Annotated in this window: 16 protein-coding genes; all 16 read right to left on the bottom strand. The window is 39.8% G+C overall.

Annotation, left to right across the window (positions count from 1 at the left end):
* Positions 1 to 191: 191 nt before the first annotated feature.
* The 16 genes from spoIVA to prsW all read right to left on the bottom strand — a co-directional run bounded on the left by spoIVA (position 192) and on the right by prsW (position 14,441).
* Positions 192 to 1,670 carry a stage IV sporulation protein A gene (spoIVA, locus tag ABD006_RS01125; protein ID WP_343836603.1) on the bottom strand — a complete coding sequence of 493 codons (1,479 nt, stop codon included), beginning with the start codon at positions 1,668 to 1,670 and terminating at the stop codon, positions 192 to 194.
* 282 nt (positions 1,671 to 1,952) lie between these two features.
* On the bottom strand, positions 1,953 to 2,699 hold the full coding sequence (locus tag ABD006_RS01130) for a hypothetical protein (RefSeq protein WP_343836605.1): 747 nt from the start codon (positions 2,697 to 2,699) through the stop codon (positions 1,953 to 1,955).
* Positions 2,700 to 2,720: 21 nt separating this feature from the next.
* On the bottom strand, positions 2,721 to 2,918 hold the full coding sequence (locus tag ABD006_RS01135; RefSeq protein ID WP_343836606.1) for a DUF2768 domain-containing protein: 198 nt from the start codon (positions 2,916 to 2,918) through the stop codon (positions 2,721 to 2,723).
* 269 nt (positions 2,919 to 3,187) lie between these two features.
* Complete coding sequence (locus ABD006_RS01140) at positions 3,188 to 3,451, bottom strand: stage VI sporulation protein F (protein WP_343836609.1); 264 nt, start codon at positions 3,449 to 3,451, stop codon at positions 3,188 to 3,190.
* Positions 3,452 to 3,520: 69 nt separating this feature from the next.
* Complete coding sequence (locus tag ABD006_RS01145; RefSeq protein WP_343836611.1) at positions 3,521 to 4,558, bottom strand: NAD(P)H-dependent glycerol-3-phosphate dehydrogenase; 1,038 nt, start codon at positions 4,556 to 4,558, stop codon at positions 3,521 to 3,523.
* A gap of 15 nt (positions 4,559 to 4,573) precedes the next feature.
* The gene (gene der / locus ABD006_RS01150) at positions 4,574 to 5,884 is read right to left on the bottom strand and encodes a ribosome biogenesis GTPase Der (protein ID WP_343836613.1); all 1,311 of its coding nucleotides are present in this window, start codon (positions 5,882 to 5,884) and stop codon (positions 4,574 to 4,576) included.
* 168 nt (positions 5,885 to 6,052) lie between these two features.
* Positions 6,053 to 6,646, bottom strand: coding sequence for a YphA family membrane protein (locus ABD006_RS01155; protein ID WP_343836616.1), 594 nt, complete (start codon positions 6,644 to 6,646; stop codon positions 6,053 to 6,055).
* 51 nt (positions 6,647 to 6,697) lie between these two features.
* Positions 6,698 to 7,720, bottom strand: a complete 1,023-nt coding sequence (fni, locus tag ABD006_RS01160) for a type 2 isopentenyl-diphosphate Delta-isomerase (RefSeq protein WP_343836619.1) — start codon at positions 7,718 to 7,720, stop codon at positions 6,698 to 6,700.
* Between the two features lie 13 nt (positions 7,721 to 7,733).
* A complete protein-coding gene (gene rpsA, locus ABD006_RS01165) occupies positions 7,734 to 8,888 on the bottom strand; it encodes a 30S ribosomal protein S1 (RefSeq protein WP_343836622.1) in 1,155 nt (384 codons plus the stop codon).
* Between the two features lie 80 nt (positions 8,889 to 8,968).
* Complete coding sequence (locus ABD006_RS01170; protein WP_343836625.1) at positions 8,969 to 9,559, bottom strand: lysophospholipid acyltransferase family protein; 591 nt, start codon at positions 9,557 to 9,559, stop codon at positions 8,969 to 8,971.
* A 19-nt stretch (positions 9,560 to 9,578) separates the two neighbouring features.
* Positions 9,579 to 10,250 (bottom strand): (d)CMP kinase, encoded by a 672-nt coding sequence (cmk, locus tag ABD006_RS01175; RefSeq protein ID WP_343836628.1) that lies wholly within the window; start codon positions 10,248 to 10,250, stop codon positions 9,579 to 9,581.
* Positions 10,251 to 10,404: 154 nt separating this feature from the next.
* Entirely contained in the window at positions 10,405 to 10,551 is a 147-nt protein-coding gene (locus tag ABD006_RS01180; RefSeq protein WP_162038809.1) for a DUF5359 family protein, read from the bottom strand.
* Positions 10,552 to 10,573: 22 nt separating this feature from the next.
* Positions 10,574 to 11,263 (bottom strand): flagellar brake protein, encoded by a 690-nt coding sequence (locus ABD006_RS01185; RefSeq protein WP_343836631.1) that lies wholly within the window; start codon positions 11,261 to 11,263, stop codon positions 10,574 to 10,576.
* Positions 11,264 to 11,389: 126 nt separating this feature from the next.
* Positions 11,390 to 12,730, bottom strand: coding sequence for a germination protein YpeB (ypeB, locus tag ABD006_RS01190; protein ID WP_343836633.1), 1,341 nt, complete (start codon positions 12,728 to 12,730; stop codon positions 11,390 to 11,392).
* Positions 12,731 to 12,745: 15 nt separating this feature from the next.
* Complete coding sequence (gene sleB, locus ABD006_RS01195) at positions 12,746 to 13,648, bottom strand: spore cortex-lytic enzyme (RefSeq protein WP_425542166.1); 903 nt, start codon at positions 13,646 to 13,648, stop codon at positions 12,746 to 12,748.
* A gap of 103 nt (positions 13,649 to 13,751) precedes the next feature.
* Positions 13,752 to 14,441, bottom strand: a complete 690-nt coding sequence (gene prsW, locus ABD006_RS01200) for a glutamic-type intramembrane protease PrsW (RefSeq protein ID WP_343836637.1) — start codon at positions 14,439 to 14,441, stop codon at positions 13,752 to 13,754.
* Positions 14,442 to 14,497 lie beyond the last annotated feature (56 nt).

Here is a 14,497-nt window from a genome sequence, read left to right on the forward strand (position 1 = left end):
GGATTTTCCTATCAAAATCCGGTATGTAAGATTACTTGCATCTTACCATAATTCGCCAGGGCCTTTCAATAGCAAAACCGCATTCTCATGCGATTTTCAACGATTCTTATGTATCTAGCAAAATATAAATCAAGGTTGTACTCTTTTTTTAAGAATAAAAATAAAAAAAGCGGCATTTTCTGCCGCTTTTTTTATAATATGATTGCTATTAAGCCACCGCTACCCTCATTGATAATCCGTTCGAGGGTTTCTTTAAGTTTGTATCTTGCATTTTCCGGCATTAAGGAAAGCTTAGCCTGAATCCCTTCTCTGACAATTGAGCTTAACGATCTGCCAAAAATATCAGACTTCCAGATTGATAAAGGGTCCTCTTCAAAGTCCTGCATTAAGTATCTGACAAGCTCTTCACTTTGCTTTTCAGTACCAATAATCGGCGCAAACTCAGACTCAACATCCACCTTCACCATATGAATAGAAGGTGCTACAGCTTTCAATCTGACGCCATACCTTGAACCTTGTCGAATAATTTCGGGTTCATCCAGGGCCATATCTTCAAGCGTTGGTGCTGCAATCCCATAGCCTGTTTGCTTCACCATATTTAAAGCTTCAGAGACCTGATCGTACTCGCGTTTTGCAGTAGCAAAATCCTGCATTAATTCTAACAAATGATCTTTACCTCTGATTTCAACGCCGACAATTTCTTTCAGTACATGGTCATACAATTCATCCGGTGCCTGGAGATCAATTTCTGCAATGCCGTCTCCCATCTCCATTCCCGCTAATTGGGCTTGATCTACAAAGTCATAATCATAGAAGTTTCCGACAACCCGGTCCACATCACGAAGACGTTTAATATCTTTTACAGTATCCTGAATAGCCTCTTCGTAGCGCTGTTTTAACCAATGTTCATCCTTTAACACCATTACCCAGCTAGGCAGGTTTACATTTACTTCTAATACCGGGAATTCGTAAAGTGCCTCACGTAAGACATTATAGACATCGTGTTCCCGCATATTTTCCACACTAACCGCTACTACAGGAATATCATAGTACTCCTTCAATTCTTCTCTAAGCAGCTCCGTCTCCTGTGAATGAGGGTTTTGACTGTTCAGAACCATAATAAACGGTTTGCCTACTTCCTTAAGTTCATTCACAATTTTTTCTTCGGCTTCTACATAATCATTACGGGGAATATCCCCTATAGTTCCATCCGTTGTCACAACCACTCCAATGGTCGAATGCTCCTGAATGACTTTTCTCGTTCCAATTTCAGCTGCTTCCGGAAATGGAATAGGCTCTTCGTACCAAGGTGTATTAATCATCCTTGGACCATTCTCGTCCTCAAAACCTTTGGCACCGTCAACCGTATATCCAACACAGTCAACGAGACGTACATTTACATCAAGGCCTTCATCCACATTAACAGTTACTGCCTGATTAGGAATGAATTTAGGTTCAGTTGTCATAATGGTCCGGCCGGCAGCGCTCTGTGGCAATTCATCCTGTGCTCTGGATTTTTCTCCTTCATCTTCTATATTGGGCAAAACAACTAGATCCATAAATTTTTTAATAAAGGTTGATTTACCCGTTCGTACAGCGCCTACAACACCCAGATAAATATCTCCGTTCGTTCGTTTCGATATGTCCTTAAAAATATCGACTCTTTCCAAGTGATCCCCTCCCGATACGTGAACTTCACTCCTGAAAAAATACAAAACACGAATACAATTCTTTAACACTAAGAGTCTATGATGTTGTCCTATCAAAATATGACTAAAACATTTAAGAAAACGAAGGATAAAGGTATGTAATATAAAGAAACATCATGTTCTCATTTCATCAAACGGATGGTTCTAACGCCTGAAAAACGGCTGCCCCCTGGCTGAATAATGGAAATACACGGTACACTATATTCTGATAAACAAAAAAAGATACCTCTAAAAGGTATCTTTTTACGATTTCTTCTGATTTTTTTCGTTCTCTGAATAAGTGTGAAAAACAGGCTCTCCATCCTGTAGTGTGTATGGCAGAGAATAGGCAGGTACAAATGGGTAGTGATCTGCTAATAGATATCTGATGTCATCTCCTGCCTGATAATTATGTTCTTTCTCCTTAATTACTTTGTAGAGATCTTTTCGATAATCAATGACAAGCTGCCCATCGGTGTCCATGTAAATAGGCAGATTCTGATTTGTATAAGGGCTTTGGACGACCGGACGCTGCTCAAGACCTAATTTTTTGATGTCTATCTTATAGACCCCTGCAGCGACTTCCTCGCCAAAAGGAGGGTAAATATGTTCATTGCGATAGATTTCCAGCTGAAAATTAATTTCCCGTAATTTTTCTGATTGGCGTAAGTCAACAATTTTTACTGTCGCCTCTGTTTCAGGACGGATGATGACATATTGATATAAACCACCCTGCTCATACGAATTTCCCGGTGTAGTGGTTAAATATCCACTCTGCTTCAGTTTTTTAAAATCAACAGGATATTTAATAAATATATCTGTATCCATGTCCCGATTCTTAATTGGTAATTGCCCGTTGTGGTCATTTTTATACTGACTCACAGCCTCCTGCACCATTTCCAGCTGCATATCATTTGGAATTTGATTCTTTTGTAATTCCTCTTCCGGGTACATACAGCCGGTAAGAAGAACGATAGCCATAAAACTCCAAACGGCCTGACTTATTTTCATATGAAATTCCCCCGTTTATCTTTACGCTGTTGGACCACTTAGAACAATATAAAAAATAATAACACTGCCGAAAATAAAACATATGTATGCCAAAAGGCCAACGATTCCACTGAAGAACCCCTTAAGTTTATTTCTGCTTAAATATATGAGTCCCATGGCAATCAGCAGCAATGCCATTCCCACGAAAGATATATACATATTCAACATGCTCTGGCTCATGTAAAACGCTCCTTAAGGACTTCAAATTCGTCCATATTATATCATATAGAAAATTAGAAGGATAGAAAAGCAGGCTTGTCCATCCATGTAACAGTATGACCGGATGATGTGATCCGATACTTTCTCAGAACAAATAAAACCCGAGGTGAAGGGGCTGGACACCTCGGTAAACTAAATATATCCCTTACCTTGCAGCTCTATAGGATTTCTTGCTGCGGTTTATTATATGCATTGTTCAAATGAACCGTATCATCAAGTGCCCAAGCAGTCTATTTCTTAAGCATCTGTTGAAGTGAGTTCATATCCATCGGTATATTCTGATTGGTAATCATTTCAACAATTTCGTCCTCTTTAGCCTTGGATACAGGTTTACCTGCCATTTTTGAAAGTCTGCGTACTAACTGCCTTACGTTTTTTTCATCAGAAAAATTGGCATTCTTGACCGAATCAGCAACCTTAAATATTTCATCGGAAGAAATGTTAGCATTGTTTTCAATTTGGTTAAAGGGATTGTTTTCAGATTGTTTTCCCACTGCCCTACCTCCTTGTAATACGTTTCACCATATTATATGCAAAGGCAGTGGGGGTGTGAGATGTTTTAATTAAAGCGTTTGATTCCGTAAATCATCAGGTAGCTCTTCCACCTCGTGGGTTTTTCCTCTGTTCATTAAACGGTCGACAATAACTTTTGGGGGTTCCTGGTTAAATAGAAGGTTATACAGTCCCTTTGTAATAGGCATCTCGATGTTTTCCTGTTCCGATAACTGGTAGGCTGCCTGCGTTGTACGTACGCCTTCTACTACCATGCCCATTTCTTCTAATACATCGTCCAATTTACGTCCCTGTCCCAGCAGATATCCTGCACGCCAATTTCGACTATGCGAGCTGGTACAAGTTACAATTAAATCTCCAACTCCTGTTAAACCTGCAAATGTTAATGGATTTGCTCCCATGGAAGCACCCAGTCTTGCGATTTCAGCCAGTCCTCTTGTGATAAGGGCAGCTTTTGCGTTATCACCATAATCCAGTCCATCTGAAATTCCTGCACCCAGAGCGATAATATTCTTTAATGCCCCCCCTAATTCAACACCGACAATGTCAGGATTGGTATACACACGGAATTTATCATTGATAAACAGATCCTGTGCTTTCTGTGCCAGGTCATGATCATGTGAGGACACTGTTACGGTTGTTGGATGTCTCGCTCCAACCTCCTCTGCATGACTTGGGCCAGACAAAACAACAACCTCTCCATAAAGCTCCCTGGGCACTTCTTCCTCAATCATTTCGGAAACACGTTTTAATGTATGAGGCTCAATTCCTTTGGCAGCATGAATAAGTGTTACTTTATGATCCAGATGATTTTTCAGTTGACCACACACATCACGAATAGCCTTTGTTGGGACAACAAGGACAATCGTTTCTGCATCGGCAATAGCCTCATTGAGATTATCATAAGCCTTTACCTCGTCAGGGAGTGTAATTTCTTTTAAATATTTTTCATTCTGCCGGGTTTCATTAATAGCCTTGGCCTGTTCAGCACGATGAGTCCACAATCTTACATCATGGTGGTTATCTCCCAAAACAAGTGCCAATGCTGATCCCCAGCTTCCTGCTCCCAGTACAGCAACCTTCCCCATTGACAAAGTCCTCCTTTATTTCCGTTGTCTTGCGTATATTTTAATGGGCGTACCTTCAAACCCAAATGCTTCCCGAATACGATTTTCCAAAAAGCGCTTAAACGTAAAGTGCATGAGTTCTGGATCATTCACAAATACCACAAAGGTTGGCGGTTTCACAGCAACCTGTGTCGCGTATAATATCTTGAGTTTTCTCCCTTTTATAGAAGGAGTGGGATTCAGTGCAAGGGAATCCATAATAACCTCATTCAGCAGGTTTGTTTGTACTCTTTTGGCATGATTTTCACTTGCCTGAATAATTCTAGGCAATAATGTATGCATTCGTTTTTTTGTTAACGCAGAAAGAAAAACAACAGGTGCGTAGTCCAGGAATTGAAAATCCTGTCTGACTTTATCTTCAAATTCTTTCATGGTTTTATCGTCTTTTTCAACAGTATCCCACTTATTTACGACAATAATAACGGCCTTACCCGCTTCATGTGCATAGCCTGCAATTCGTTTATCCTGCTCAATAATACCCGTATCTGCATCAAGGACAGCTAAGACCACATCTGAGCGTTCAATCGCTTTTAGGGCTCGTAACACACTGTACTTTTCAGTTTTTTCATAAACCTTTCCTCTTTTTCTCATCCCGGCAGTATCAATGATGACAAAATCCTGATTGTCTTTTTCAAAGCTTGTATCGATGGCGTCTCTGGTTGTTCCGGCAACTTCACTTACAATAACCCGCTCTTCACCTAAGATTGAATTTACTAACGAGGATTTCCCCACGTTAGGGCGGCCTATTAAACTGAAATGGATGGTATCCTCATCATCTTCTTCAATGTCCCTTTCAGGAAAGTGCTTCACAACTTCATCAAGTAAATCACCTAATCCTAACCCATGTGAACCTGAGATAGGGTAAGGCTCCCCAAATCCTAAGGAATAAAATTCATAAATCCGATCTCTCATCTCAGGATTATCCATTTTATTAACAGCCAGAACCACAGGCTTGCTCGATTTAAATAACATACGAGTCACTTCTTCGTCAGCCGCTGTAACTCCTTCTTTTCCATCAATCATAAAAATGATGACATCGGATTCCTCAATGGCAATTTCCGCCTGTGTCCTCATTTGAACCATTAGAGGCTCGTCCCCTATTTCGATTCCTCCTGTATCAATTAAATTAAAGGTTGTATTTAACCATTCGGCTTCCGCATAGATTCGGTCACGAGTAACCCCTGGTACATCTTCCACAATGGCAATTCTTTCTCCGACAAGCCGATTAAATATCGTTGATTTTCCTACATTCGGTTTTCCTACTATTGCAACAACAGATTTCCGCATTTCTGTTCATCCTTTATATTCACATTTGAGTATATTTCAATTGTGGCAGGTTTAGCCACAAACGTTTGAAAATACCCTTCTTACCTGAAAGAAGGGTAACTACAGCTTTTATATTTTAGCAAATGAAGGATTATTAAACAACTTTTTCCTTAACTTCTGCAGATTCTGTCACGTTTTAAATTTTAAGGAAACATTTTTGACAGTTTGTTCTATTTTTTCACTAAAACGTCTGATTTTAAACCATAAGGTTAATGTAATCATTATAAAGACGACATCTGTTAGGTAGGCCAGGTCTCCGATTGAAACTGTAAATCCATAGGACAGTCTTACAAAGGTAAAAAGAAGCTGTCCAGCTGAAGTACTTATCAAGGCAATAGCCAGTTGACTTTGCAGATCATCCACAAAAATATAAAATTCAAGAATACAGATTAAGGCCATTATAATTGAGCTTGAAAGAAATAACCATAATGGATTAAACAGCGCCCATAATTTCAGCCCACTGTAGGCAAAGCTTAAGCTAATGGCGATACTGACGCGAATAAACTTCCCCTTTGATTTTGCAAGTAGTATAAAACCAGTTATACAATTCATTATTAAAGGCACATGAATCTCCAGTCCGGAATATGAAATATATGTAGTGGATGTAATCATACAACCTAAAATGAAGCTTGAATAGCAGAACCGCCTTCTCGAATCAAAATCAAAAAAGTAAACAATAATCCACAGTACCCACGCGAGCCAGTAAAAAATCCAGGTTTCCATAAAAAAACACCTACCATTTTCAGTATAGGTGTTTTTTATCCTTCATAAACTTTATGTTCTTTGATTTATCCATTCCTTAGTTTTGCCAAATAGTGCATGGGGACTACCTTTTAAAAGATTAGGACTGGTTACACCGAGGGTCATCATCACAATTTTAATTTCATCATGAATGGAGTCAATTTTATTAACCAATCCCTCAACATCCTGATCGATAACGGTCCGAAGCATCGGCCCTGCCATTCCAAACATATTCGCTCCTGAAATCAAAGCTTTTGCACCATCCAGCCCATGGCGAATCCCGCCGGATGCAATTAAATGAACATTGGGAAAGGCAGCCTGTATTTCTCTTAAAGAAACCAGTGTAGGAATTCCCCAATGGTTAAGAGAATGGAGACGATCTGTTCTCCTATTATTTTCAATTTGGGAAAAGCTTGTCCCGCCTCTGCCGCCAGCATCAATATACTTAATTCCAATACTTTCCAGTTTTGCGGCCGTTTCCTTCGAGATTCCAAAGCCTACTTCTTTGATAATTACGGGTATGGAAATGTTTGAAACGATATCCTCAATATTCCGCAAACGTTCGGAAAAGTCCCGGTCTCCTTCAGGCATAATTAATTCCTGCATCACATTTAAATGAATCTGCAAAGCATTCGCCTCTACCATATCAATTGCCCGTTTCGCCTGTTCCAGCGTTGCTTCACTGCCAACATTAGCAATCACAATTCCATTTGGATGTTCACGCCTCACGACTTCATATGTGTTTTTTTCCTCTTCATCTTTTAGCGCAGACATTTGTGAACCCACAGCAATCGCAATATTTTTTTCGTGAGCAGCCATTGCGAGCTTTTGATTAATTTCAGCGGTTTTAAATCCGCCCCCACCTGTCATAGCATTGATAAAAAGAGGCGAACTTAGAGAAAGTTCGCCACAAGCTGTATTTAAAGAAAGTTCATTCCAATTTAATGGAGTAAGGCTCTGATGAATAATCTCCATTTCATCAAAGCTGTTAGGTTCAGTCTGTGTTTGTTTTACCACTTCATTGATGTGTGCAATCTTCCTTTGTGCTCTACTCATATTAACCACCGTTTTATTCTTTTAATTTACCCAGCTGGTCGCCAATCACATCGCCCAGTGAAAATGTACCCTGATCCTGCTCTTTTGTATACTGTTCAATTTCTTTTTTATTCTGATCATTTTCAACTTCACGTATACTCAGGGACATCTTTTTATTTTCTTCACTTACATCCAGTACTTTTACATTTACTTTTTGGCCTGCTTCCAGTACCTCACCAGGTGTTCCTATATGACGATCTGAAATCTGGGATATATGAACAAGACCTTCTACACCTGGCAGCACTTCAACAAAGGCACCAAAGTTTACCAGACGCTTGACAGTTCCTTCAACGACATCGCCTGCTTTAACCTTTGATTCAATGCCTTCCCATGGTCCCGGCAAAACATCCTTAACAGATAGAGAAATACGTTCATTATCCCGGTCAACGGACAGAACTTTGACCTTAACCGTTTCACCTTCAGATAACACATCAGAAGCTTTGTTTACATGTTCATGGGAGAGCTGTGATATGTGCACTAACCCATCGATACCGCCAATGTCTACGAAAGCACCGAAATCTGTAAGTCTTTGTACCGTACCTTCAAGAACATCTCCCGCACTAATTTTTTCCAGAACATCCATCTTTTCTTTTGCCTGTTTCTCTTCCTCAACTGCTTTATGGGAGAGAATAACCCGGTTTTTTTCTCTGTCTGTTTCAATTACTTTCAATGTAAGAGTTTTGCCTTTATAATCATCAAAGTTTTCCACATAGTGCGTTTCTACATGGGATGCGGGAATAAACCCTCTAAGTCCAACATCAGCTACAAGTCCGCCCTTTACAACTTCTTTAATTTCTGCTTCAAAAACTTCGCCGCTTGCCAATCTATTTTCAAGCTTTTCCCAGTTTTCTTCAGCATCTACTAAACGTTTTGATAAGATAATTTCCATTTCACTCTCATCTTCAGTAGTCTCTTCTTCTATTTTTTTTACTTTAAGGGAAACTTCATCCCCTTCAGATAGAACATCTGAAATTTTTTCCACATGAAGATTTGACAATTCACTAATAGGCAAAATACCTTCAGCTTTATAACCGATATCTACGAGTGCGTGCTTTTCCTCCACTTTTACAACTTTTCCTGTCACTACGTCTCCTTCATTAAGAGACTGTCCGTGATTTAATTCATCCATAACCAATAGACCTCCTTCAATACGACACAACTAAAAATGTCCTTTTTTCTAAGTTCTAATATTTTATCTGTTTTGTCAAGCTAATTGCTATTGTTTTTATGTATATCCCTTAATTTTTGAATCTCGTTCATAATCTGATCTACAACGACCTGGGCAGAAGCTTTTTCTGAACGCAATTGATCCATTGGCACCGGTTCCCCATACACAACCTTTAGTTGCCCGGATAGTTTATATTCACCGATAATAGCACAAGGGATAATCACAGCATCTGAACGTAGTGCGAAGAATCCTGCACCGGCCAGCCCTCTTTGAACTTCCCCGGTTTTACTTCGTGTCCCTTCCGGAAATAAGCCTAGTGTGTGGTTGTCTTTTAGTATATTAAGACCTTCACGCAAAGCCTGCCTGTCCTTCATACCTCTGCGGACCGGAAAAGCATTTAACCTGCGAAGTAATCCACCAAGCCATTTATTATTGAACAGTTCACCCTTTGCCATGAAATGGATCGTACGGGGGCTTGTCATTCCAACAACGGGCGGGTCCAGGTTGGATATATGATTTGAACAGATAATTACCGGTCCTTCGCTCGGAATGTTTTCTTTTCCTATTACCTTTATTCTGAAAATGGTTTTAAGAATAACCAGACAAAGGAATATTCCCAATCGATAAAGCATAGTAAATGTCCCCTCAACCTTATATTTTTGAAGATACTATTTCTAATATACGTTCTGCTACCTCATTTATTGTATAGGATGTAGTATCTATCTCTATGGCATCCTCCGCCTTTATAAGCGGAGAAACCTCCCTCTGTGAATCAATCTGGTCTCTTCTTTGTATCTCCTTCTTTAATTCCTCTAAGTTGGACGGATACCCTTTTTCTACATTTTCTTTGTGCCTTCGCTTTGCTCTTTCGTCAACGGAAGCAATTAAGAATACCTTCACTTCAGCATCAGGAATGACATGTGTTCCAATGTCACGTCCATCCATAACAACGCCTCTGCTTCTGGCTAATTGCTGCTGCCTTTGTACCATTTCCTCACGCACTTCCTTATGTTTGGAAACATCCGATACATGGTGTGTGACTTCCTGAGAGCGGATTTCATGGGTTACATCAGCATCATCCAGATACACAAGCTGCTGTTCACCGTTTTGTTTAAACTGAATGCTGGTATGATTTAATAATTCCACAATTTCTGTTTCGTTATCTACATTCAGCTGGTGCTGTATGGCTTTTAATGTTAGTGCTCTATACATCGCTCCAGTATCAATATATACATAGGATAGATGTTTTGCAACGATTTTTGCGACAGTGCTCTTTCCGGCTGCTGCCGGTCCATCAATCGCAATGGCAATATCTCTTTTCATATAGAATTCCTCCTTGCGCACGTCCAGCCTCAAAACACTCCTGGACCCTTTCATCCTAAAACAAACGCCTCTACAAAAAGAAATAGCAGGCAGGCCCTGCTAAATTCTTCTTAAAAATCATATCATACAGAGAATCATTGGTCTATGAGGTCAATCAGAATAATTTTTGAACCCCAATATATTTATATACAGGATTGATATATGTATTGATGTCAGTATGAATGACCAGCCATTGAGTAAGAATCAGTAAAAGAAAGAGAAAAATTAATGTCCACTTTAAGATTCGCTCAAACCGAATCATAGACATCCACCTTTTTCCCTTACTATCCCCGATTCCTTGTTGAATTATGCCGATTTCTGGTTATTCTCTTTTTATCAATCTGCTTTTGAAAACAAAACCGAATCATCTGTTCCCGGTCATGTGCGGAAATTTGATCAAACATTAGAGAAGTGACCGTTATATTTGACGTCTTTTTTATTTGACGCATGACTTTAGCGGAGGCATGCACGTATTGATATTCCTGGTTTTTAAAAGGTAAAACAACCCATACATCAAGCTGATCATTTTTGTTCAATTTGATATGATCAGGTGTACGTATAGCCAGTCCCCCGCCACTTACATCGATTGTCGTCGTTGTAAAAGGAGAAACATCTCTTCTTTGCGGATGAACAGAAACATCCAGTGCCACTAATACCCGGACATAATTTCGCCGCTGCACAGAGGTAAAGGATTCTTCTTCAGGAATGGATAGCGCTAATACAGGTATGGAATTAATCTTTTTGCGCTTCATCACTTTGGCAGGAAATGAGTAAACCACCTCATCTTTTCCGACAAATTGGACATTAAATGAACTGCCTTCAATAAAAAAGGAAGTTCGGCCTGTATCATCATTCACAGGATACTGAATCAGACATTCCTGATCATCCATCTCGATAATTTTACTGGAGTAGCTTTGTATGGACTGTCCACCTTCCTCTATATATGACAGGGACAATACTGTTCCAACTTTCATGGAGTTCCCCTCTTCCCTTTCGCATACTTACGGACGATTGCACCGTGATACATTCATTATGACAAATAATCTCAAAAATGAAAAGGAAAATGAGAAACCAATTGGTCATCCCATTTTCCTGTAAATTTAAGCAGAGGTATCAAATTTTACTTCGGTGGATTTCAATCGCTCTACTCTTTCCTCAAAGCCATCGGAGGCATTTATATATATACGGTATGTGTCTTCACCTAAAGTACCTAAGAATTCATAGACAAGAACCTCTTCTCCTAAGTCATTATCAATAACAGCCAGTGATTCCTCCTGTATTTCAACATTAGGATTGACTTCTTTTTTGGCCTCCTCTATTGTAATCTCAGGTTCACTCACGTCTCGTTCCTGATGGTTGACTAAAAAGTCTCTTGCTGACAAACCAACCACATCACCATTATCAAGAGCAACTTTTACCTGCACGGAATCCGGATATATTCGTACATCATCCTGATTATAAGCAAACGAATAGACCCCGACATTACTATATTCCGCACTATTATAGGCTTCCATATTCTCATAGCCCAGTTTTGTTAAAAATTGTTCTGCTTTTTTCATCCCGTCATGAAGACCAATGGATTTTTCTCCAATGTCCCGGTTTAAAATCATCGAAATAACATAACCGCCTTTTTCGGTAATATCCATATATCCGTGTTTATTGTCCTGCTCAAAGGACGCACTATAAACCTTTATATCTGAGCCATCACCTGAGGACGTAATTTTTAAATCTCCGTCTTTTAGCTGAAAAACGTCCCCGGCTATAGATTTTACTTCCTTTTTATTTATTTTTCCGCCTTCTAATTTGATTTCCTTATCATCATTCTTTGACACACCATTTAACTGCTCCTGAAAGCTGCTTTCTGAGAAGGTCTCTACATTTTTCTCAACGGTTTTAAAGCCGTCTATAATCGTATTGTCGGCAGGCTGATCATGATTAACCAGCGCTAATTGCACATCCATCCATCGTAAATTATTTTCCAATGCCAGATGCTGGACATTACGCAGCTCCCGCTTAATCTCACCGGACTGCTGATAAAGCTTTTCCAGCATTTTGGTTTCTTCATCGTTCAAGGGCTCTTTATCCAGCCCCCTCACAGCAGTACGATAAGAGAAATCCCCAATATTAGACAGAAACTCCTCTGTTTTATTAAAAGGTAATAAAGATAGAGGGAGCTGTCCTACCTCAGAATGGGCATCAGAGGTGATTCGCCATATTTCTGCCAGTTGGGGTGATACGCTCCTTGGGGAATTCATTGCTAATACCGTGCCGATTTTATCATGCAAGGAATCAATATGATAGGTTAAATCATGGAAGGATCGCTGGTAGTTATTTTCTGCCTGAATCAAAATAGCATTTTTCTCCTGGTGCTCCTGATATCCCCAGAATGCAGTTCCTACAACTGCAATGGACAGGACTGCGATAAATAGCCAGCGTAGCATCCTCTCACTCCTTTCTTATTTACAAAAGATATGTTTCCCGATCTTTTTAATTTGGGGTCTGGACCAAATCCAGTCTGACGTGGCTGTCGCAGGATTAAAATAATACAGGGCGTTCCCTGAAGGATCCATCCCGTTCAGAGCGTCAATAACAGCTTCCCTGGCCTTATCATTTGGTTCCAGCCAGATCTGTCCATCTGCAACAGCTGTAAAAGCTCTTGGCTCGAAAATAACTCCTGAAACGGTATTTGGGAATGTCGGACTTTCCACTCGATTCAGGATGACGGCAGCAACAGCTACCTGTCCTGTATACGGTTCTCCCCTGGCCTCGCCATAGACGGCATTCGCCATCAATTTAATATCATTTTGAGAGTATCCCGATGGTACATTTACAGAAGTTGGCTGTGGCTGTGTATTGTCATTTTGCTGATTCCCTTGATTTTGCTGCTGATTCTTCTGTTGCTGATTTCCCTGCTGTTGTTGCTGTTGATTTGACTTACCAGTTCCACCCTTCTTTTTGGTTTGCTGTTCCAAAGGTGTTCCGCCATAATACGTAAATTCCCGATCATTTCTCAGCTGCTCGTGTACCCACTGTTTATTATATTGACTTGCTTTTTCCAGCTTATTTTTGGTAGCCGAGCCTACTAACCCATCTACCTCTAATTCATAGTCAGATTGAAAGTTCCGGACAGCCCAATAGGTACCCCAACCAAATAAACCATCAATTTTCCCTTTGTAGAATCCTAAGTATTGTAATCTTGACTGAAGTTCAATTACATCATCTCCTGAAGATCCCTTTTGCAAAATACGGGGACTAAAGGCTTCGGATTTTTGTACATTATCAAAACTTGATAGAGGAATGATCATCATGAGTAAAAAAACAATGGAACATAAAAGAAGCTTTTTGCCATTCATCTTCATGCCTCCTGAGATTAAAGCATTTCTTTTTGTCCCATATATGTTTTGTTGAAAACGAACTTTTATACAAAAAAAAGAAGCAGCCCTGTTTTTCCAGGACTGCTTCTTACACTGTTTTTTTGTTTTTCTGAAAGTGCAGCACTTGTCGTTTTTCCGTATAATCATTAGCCCGTTTTACTCTCCGCATCGCAAACACCCATAAAAACACCATGAACGGAATCATTACATATATCCAATTGCTTTGAATCGTTTGTAATAAAAAATCGTAAATGCCGTGGAGAAAGGTGGGTATGAAAAGAGCTACAGTTATCATACGATAGGATTTGACCGGGTAAAATTTATTCCTGCCCATATAATACCCCATGATGGCACCGAATAAGGCATGGGAAGACACCGGGAAGACAGCCCGGCTTAAAGCATACTCAATGCCATTCGCGAGCAGGTATAAAAGATTTTCCAGACTGGCAAATCCCAGACTGATGGCTACACCGTAGACAATCCCATCATAATGATTGTCAAAATGAACATGCTCGTAAATCACATATAGAAAGATAAACCATTTGAAAAATTCCTCTAACATTCCAGTCAGAAAGAAGCTTTGAATAAATGGATGCTGTCCGACATCCTCGACAGAAAATCCATATTGAATAAACATAATAGGAAAAACAAGTAAAGCTCCGAATATAAAAGCTCTTAACACCATTGATAAAGGCTCGGAGTCAAAGCGGTCTTTTAAATAGAAAAAGGTTAATAGTGCGAAACCCGGCGCAATACTGGCGGATATTAAACCGACCATTTTGACTCCTCCCCCAATCTTCAATCTTATTTAATCCTATCATGAATTCAGGGGGT

This window comes from Salinibacillus aidingensis (assembly GCF_039522525.1).
GTDB classification, from domain to species: domain Bacteria; phylum Bacillota; class Bacilli; order Bacillales; family Alkalibacillaceae; genus Salinibacillus; species Salinibacillus aidingensis.

Bases quoted from the DNA above. Each gene is read 5' to 3' on its own strand.
- ABD006_RS01180 (WP_162038809.1), bottom strand. From the start codon at position 10,551: ATGATTCGGTTTGAGCGAATCTTAAAGTGGACATTAATTTTTCTCTTT.
- ABD006_RS01185 (WP_343836631.1), bottom strand. From the start codon at position 11,263: ATGAAAGTTGGAACAGTATTGTCCCTGTCATATATAGAGGAAGGTGGA.
- ABD006_RS01135 (WP_343836606.1), bottom strand. From the start codon at position 2,918: ATGAGCCAGAGCATGTTGAATATGTATATATCTTTCGTGGGAATGGCA.
- ABD006_RS01155 (WP_343836616.1), bottom strand. From the start codon at position 6,646: ATGGAAACCTGGATTTTTTACTGGCTCGCGTGGGTACTGTGGATTATT.
- ABD006_RS01130 (WP_343836605.1), bottom strand. From the start codon at position 2,699: ATGAAAATAAGTCAGGCCGTTTGGAGTTTTATGGCTATCGTTCTTCTT.
- cmk (WP_343836628.1), bottom strand. From the start codon at position 10,250: ATGAAAAGAGATATTGCCATTGCGATTGATGGACCGGCAGCAGCCGGA.
- ABD006_RS01145 (WP_343836611.1), bottom strand. From the start codon at position 4,558: ATGGGGAAGGTTGCTGTACTGGGAGCAGGAAGCTGGGGATCAGCATTG.
- rpsA (WP_343836622.1), bottom strand. From the start codon at position 8,888: ATGGATGAATTAAATCACGGACAGTCTCTTAATGAAGGAGACGTAGTG.
- ypeB (WP_343836633.1), bottom strand. From the start codon at position 12,730: ATGCTACGCTGGCTATTTATCGCAGTCCTGTCCATTGCAGTTGTAGGA.
- ABD006_RS01170 (WP_343836625.1), bottom strand. From the start codon at position 9,559: ATGCTTTATCGATTGGGAATATTCCTTTGTCTGGTTATTCTTAAAACC.
- fni (WP_343836619.1), bottom strand. From the start codon at position 7,720: ATGAGTAGAGCACAAAGGAAGATTGCACACATCAATGAAGTGGTAAAA.
- sleB (WP_425542166.1), bottom strand. From the start codon at position 13,648: ATGAAGATGAATGGCAAAAAGCTTCTTTTATGTTCCATTGTTTTTTTA.
- prsW (WP_343836637.1), bottom strand. From the start codon at position 14,441: ATGGTCGGTTTAATATCCGCCAGTATTGCGCCGGGTTTCGCACTATTA.
- der (WP_343836613.1), bottom strand. From the start codon at position 5,884: ATGCGGAAATCTGTTGTTGCAATAGTAGGAAAACCGAATGTAGGAAAA.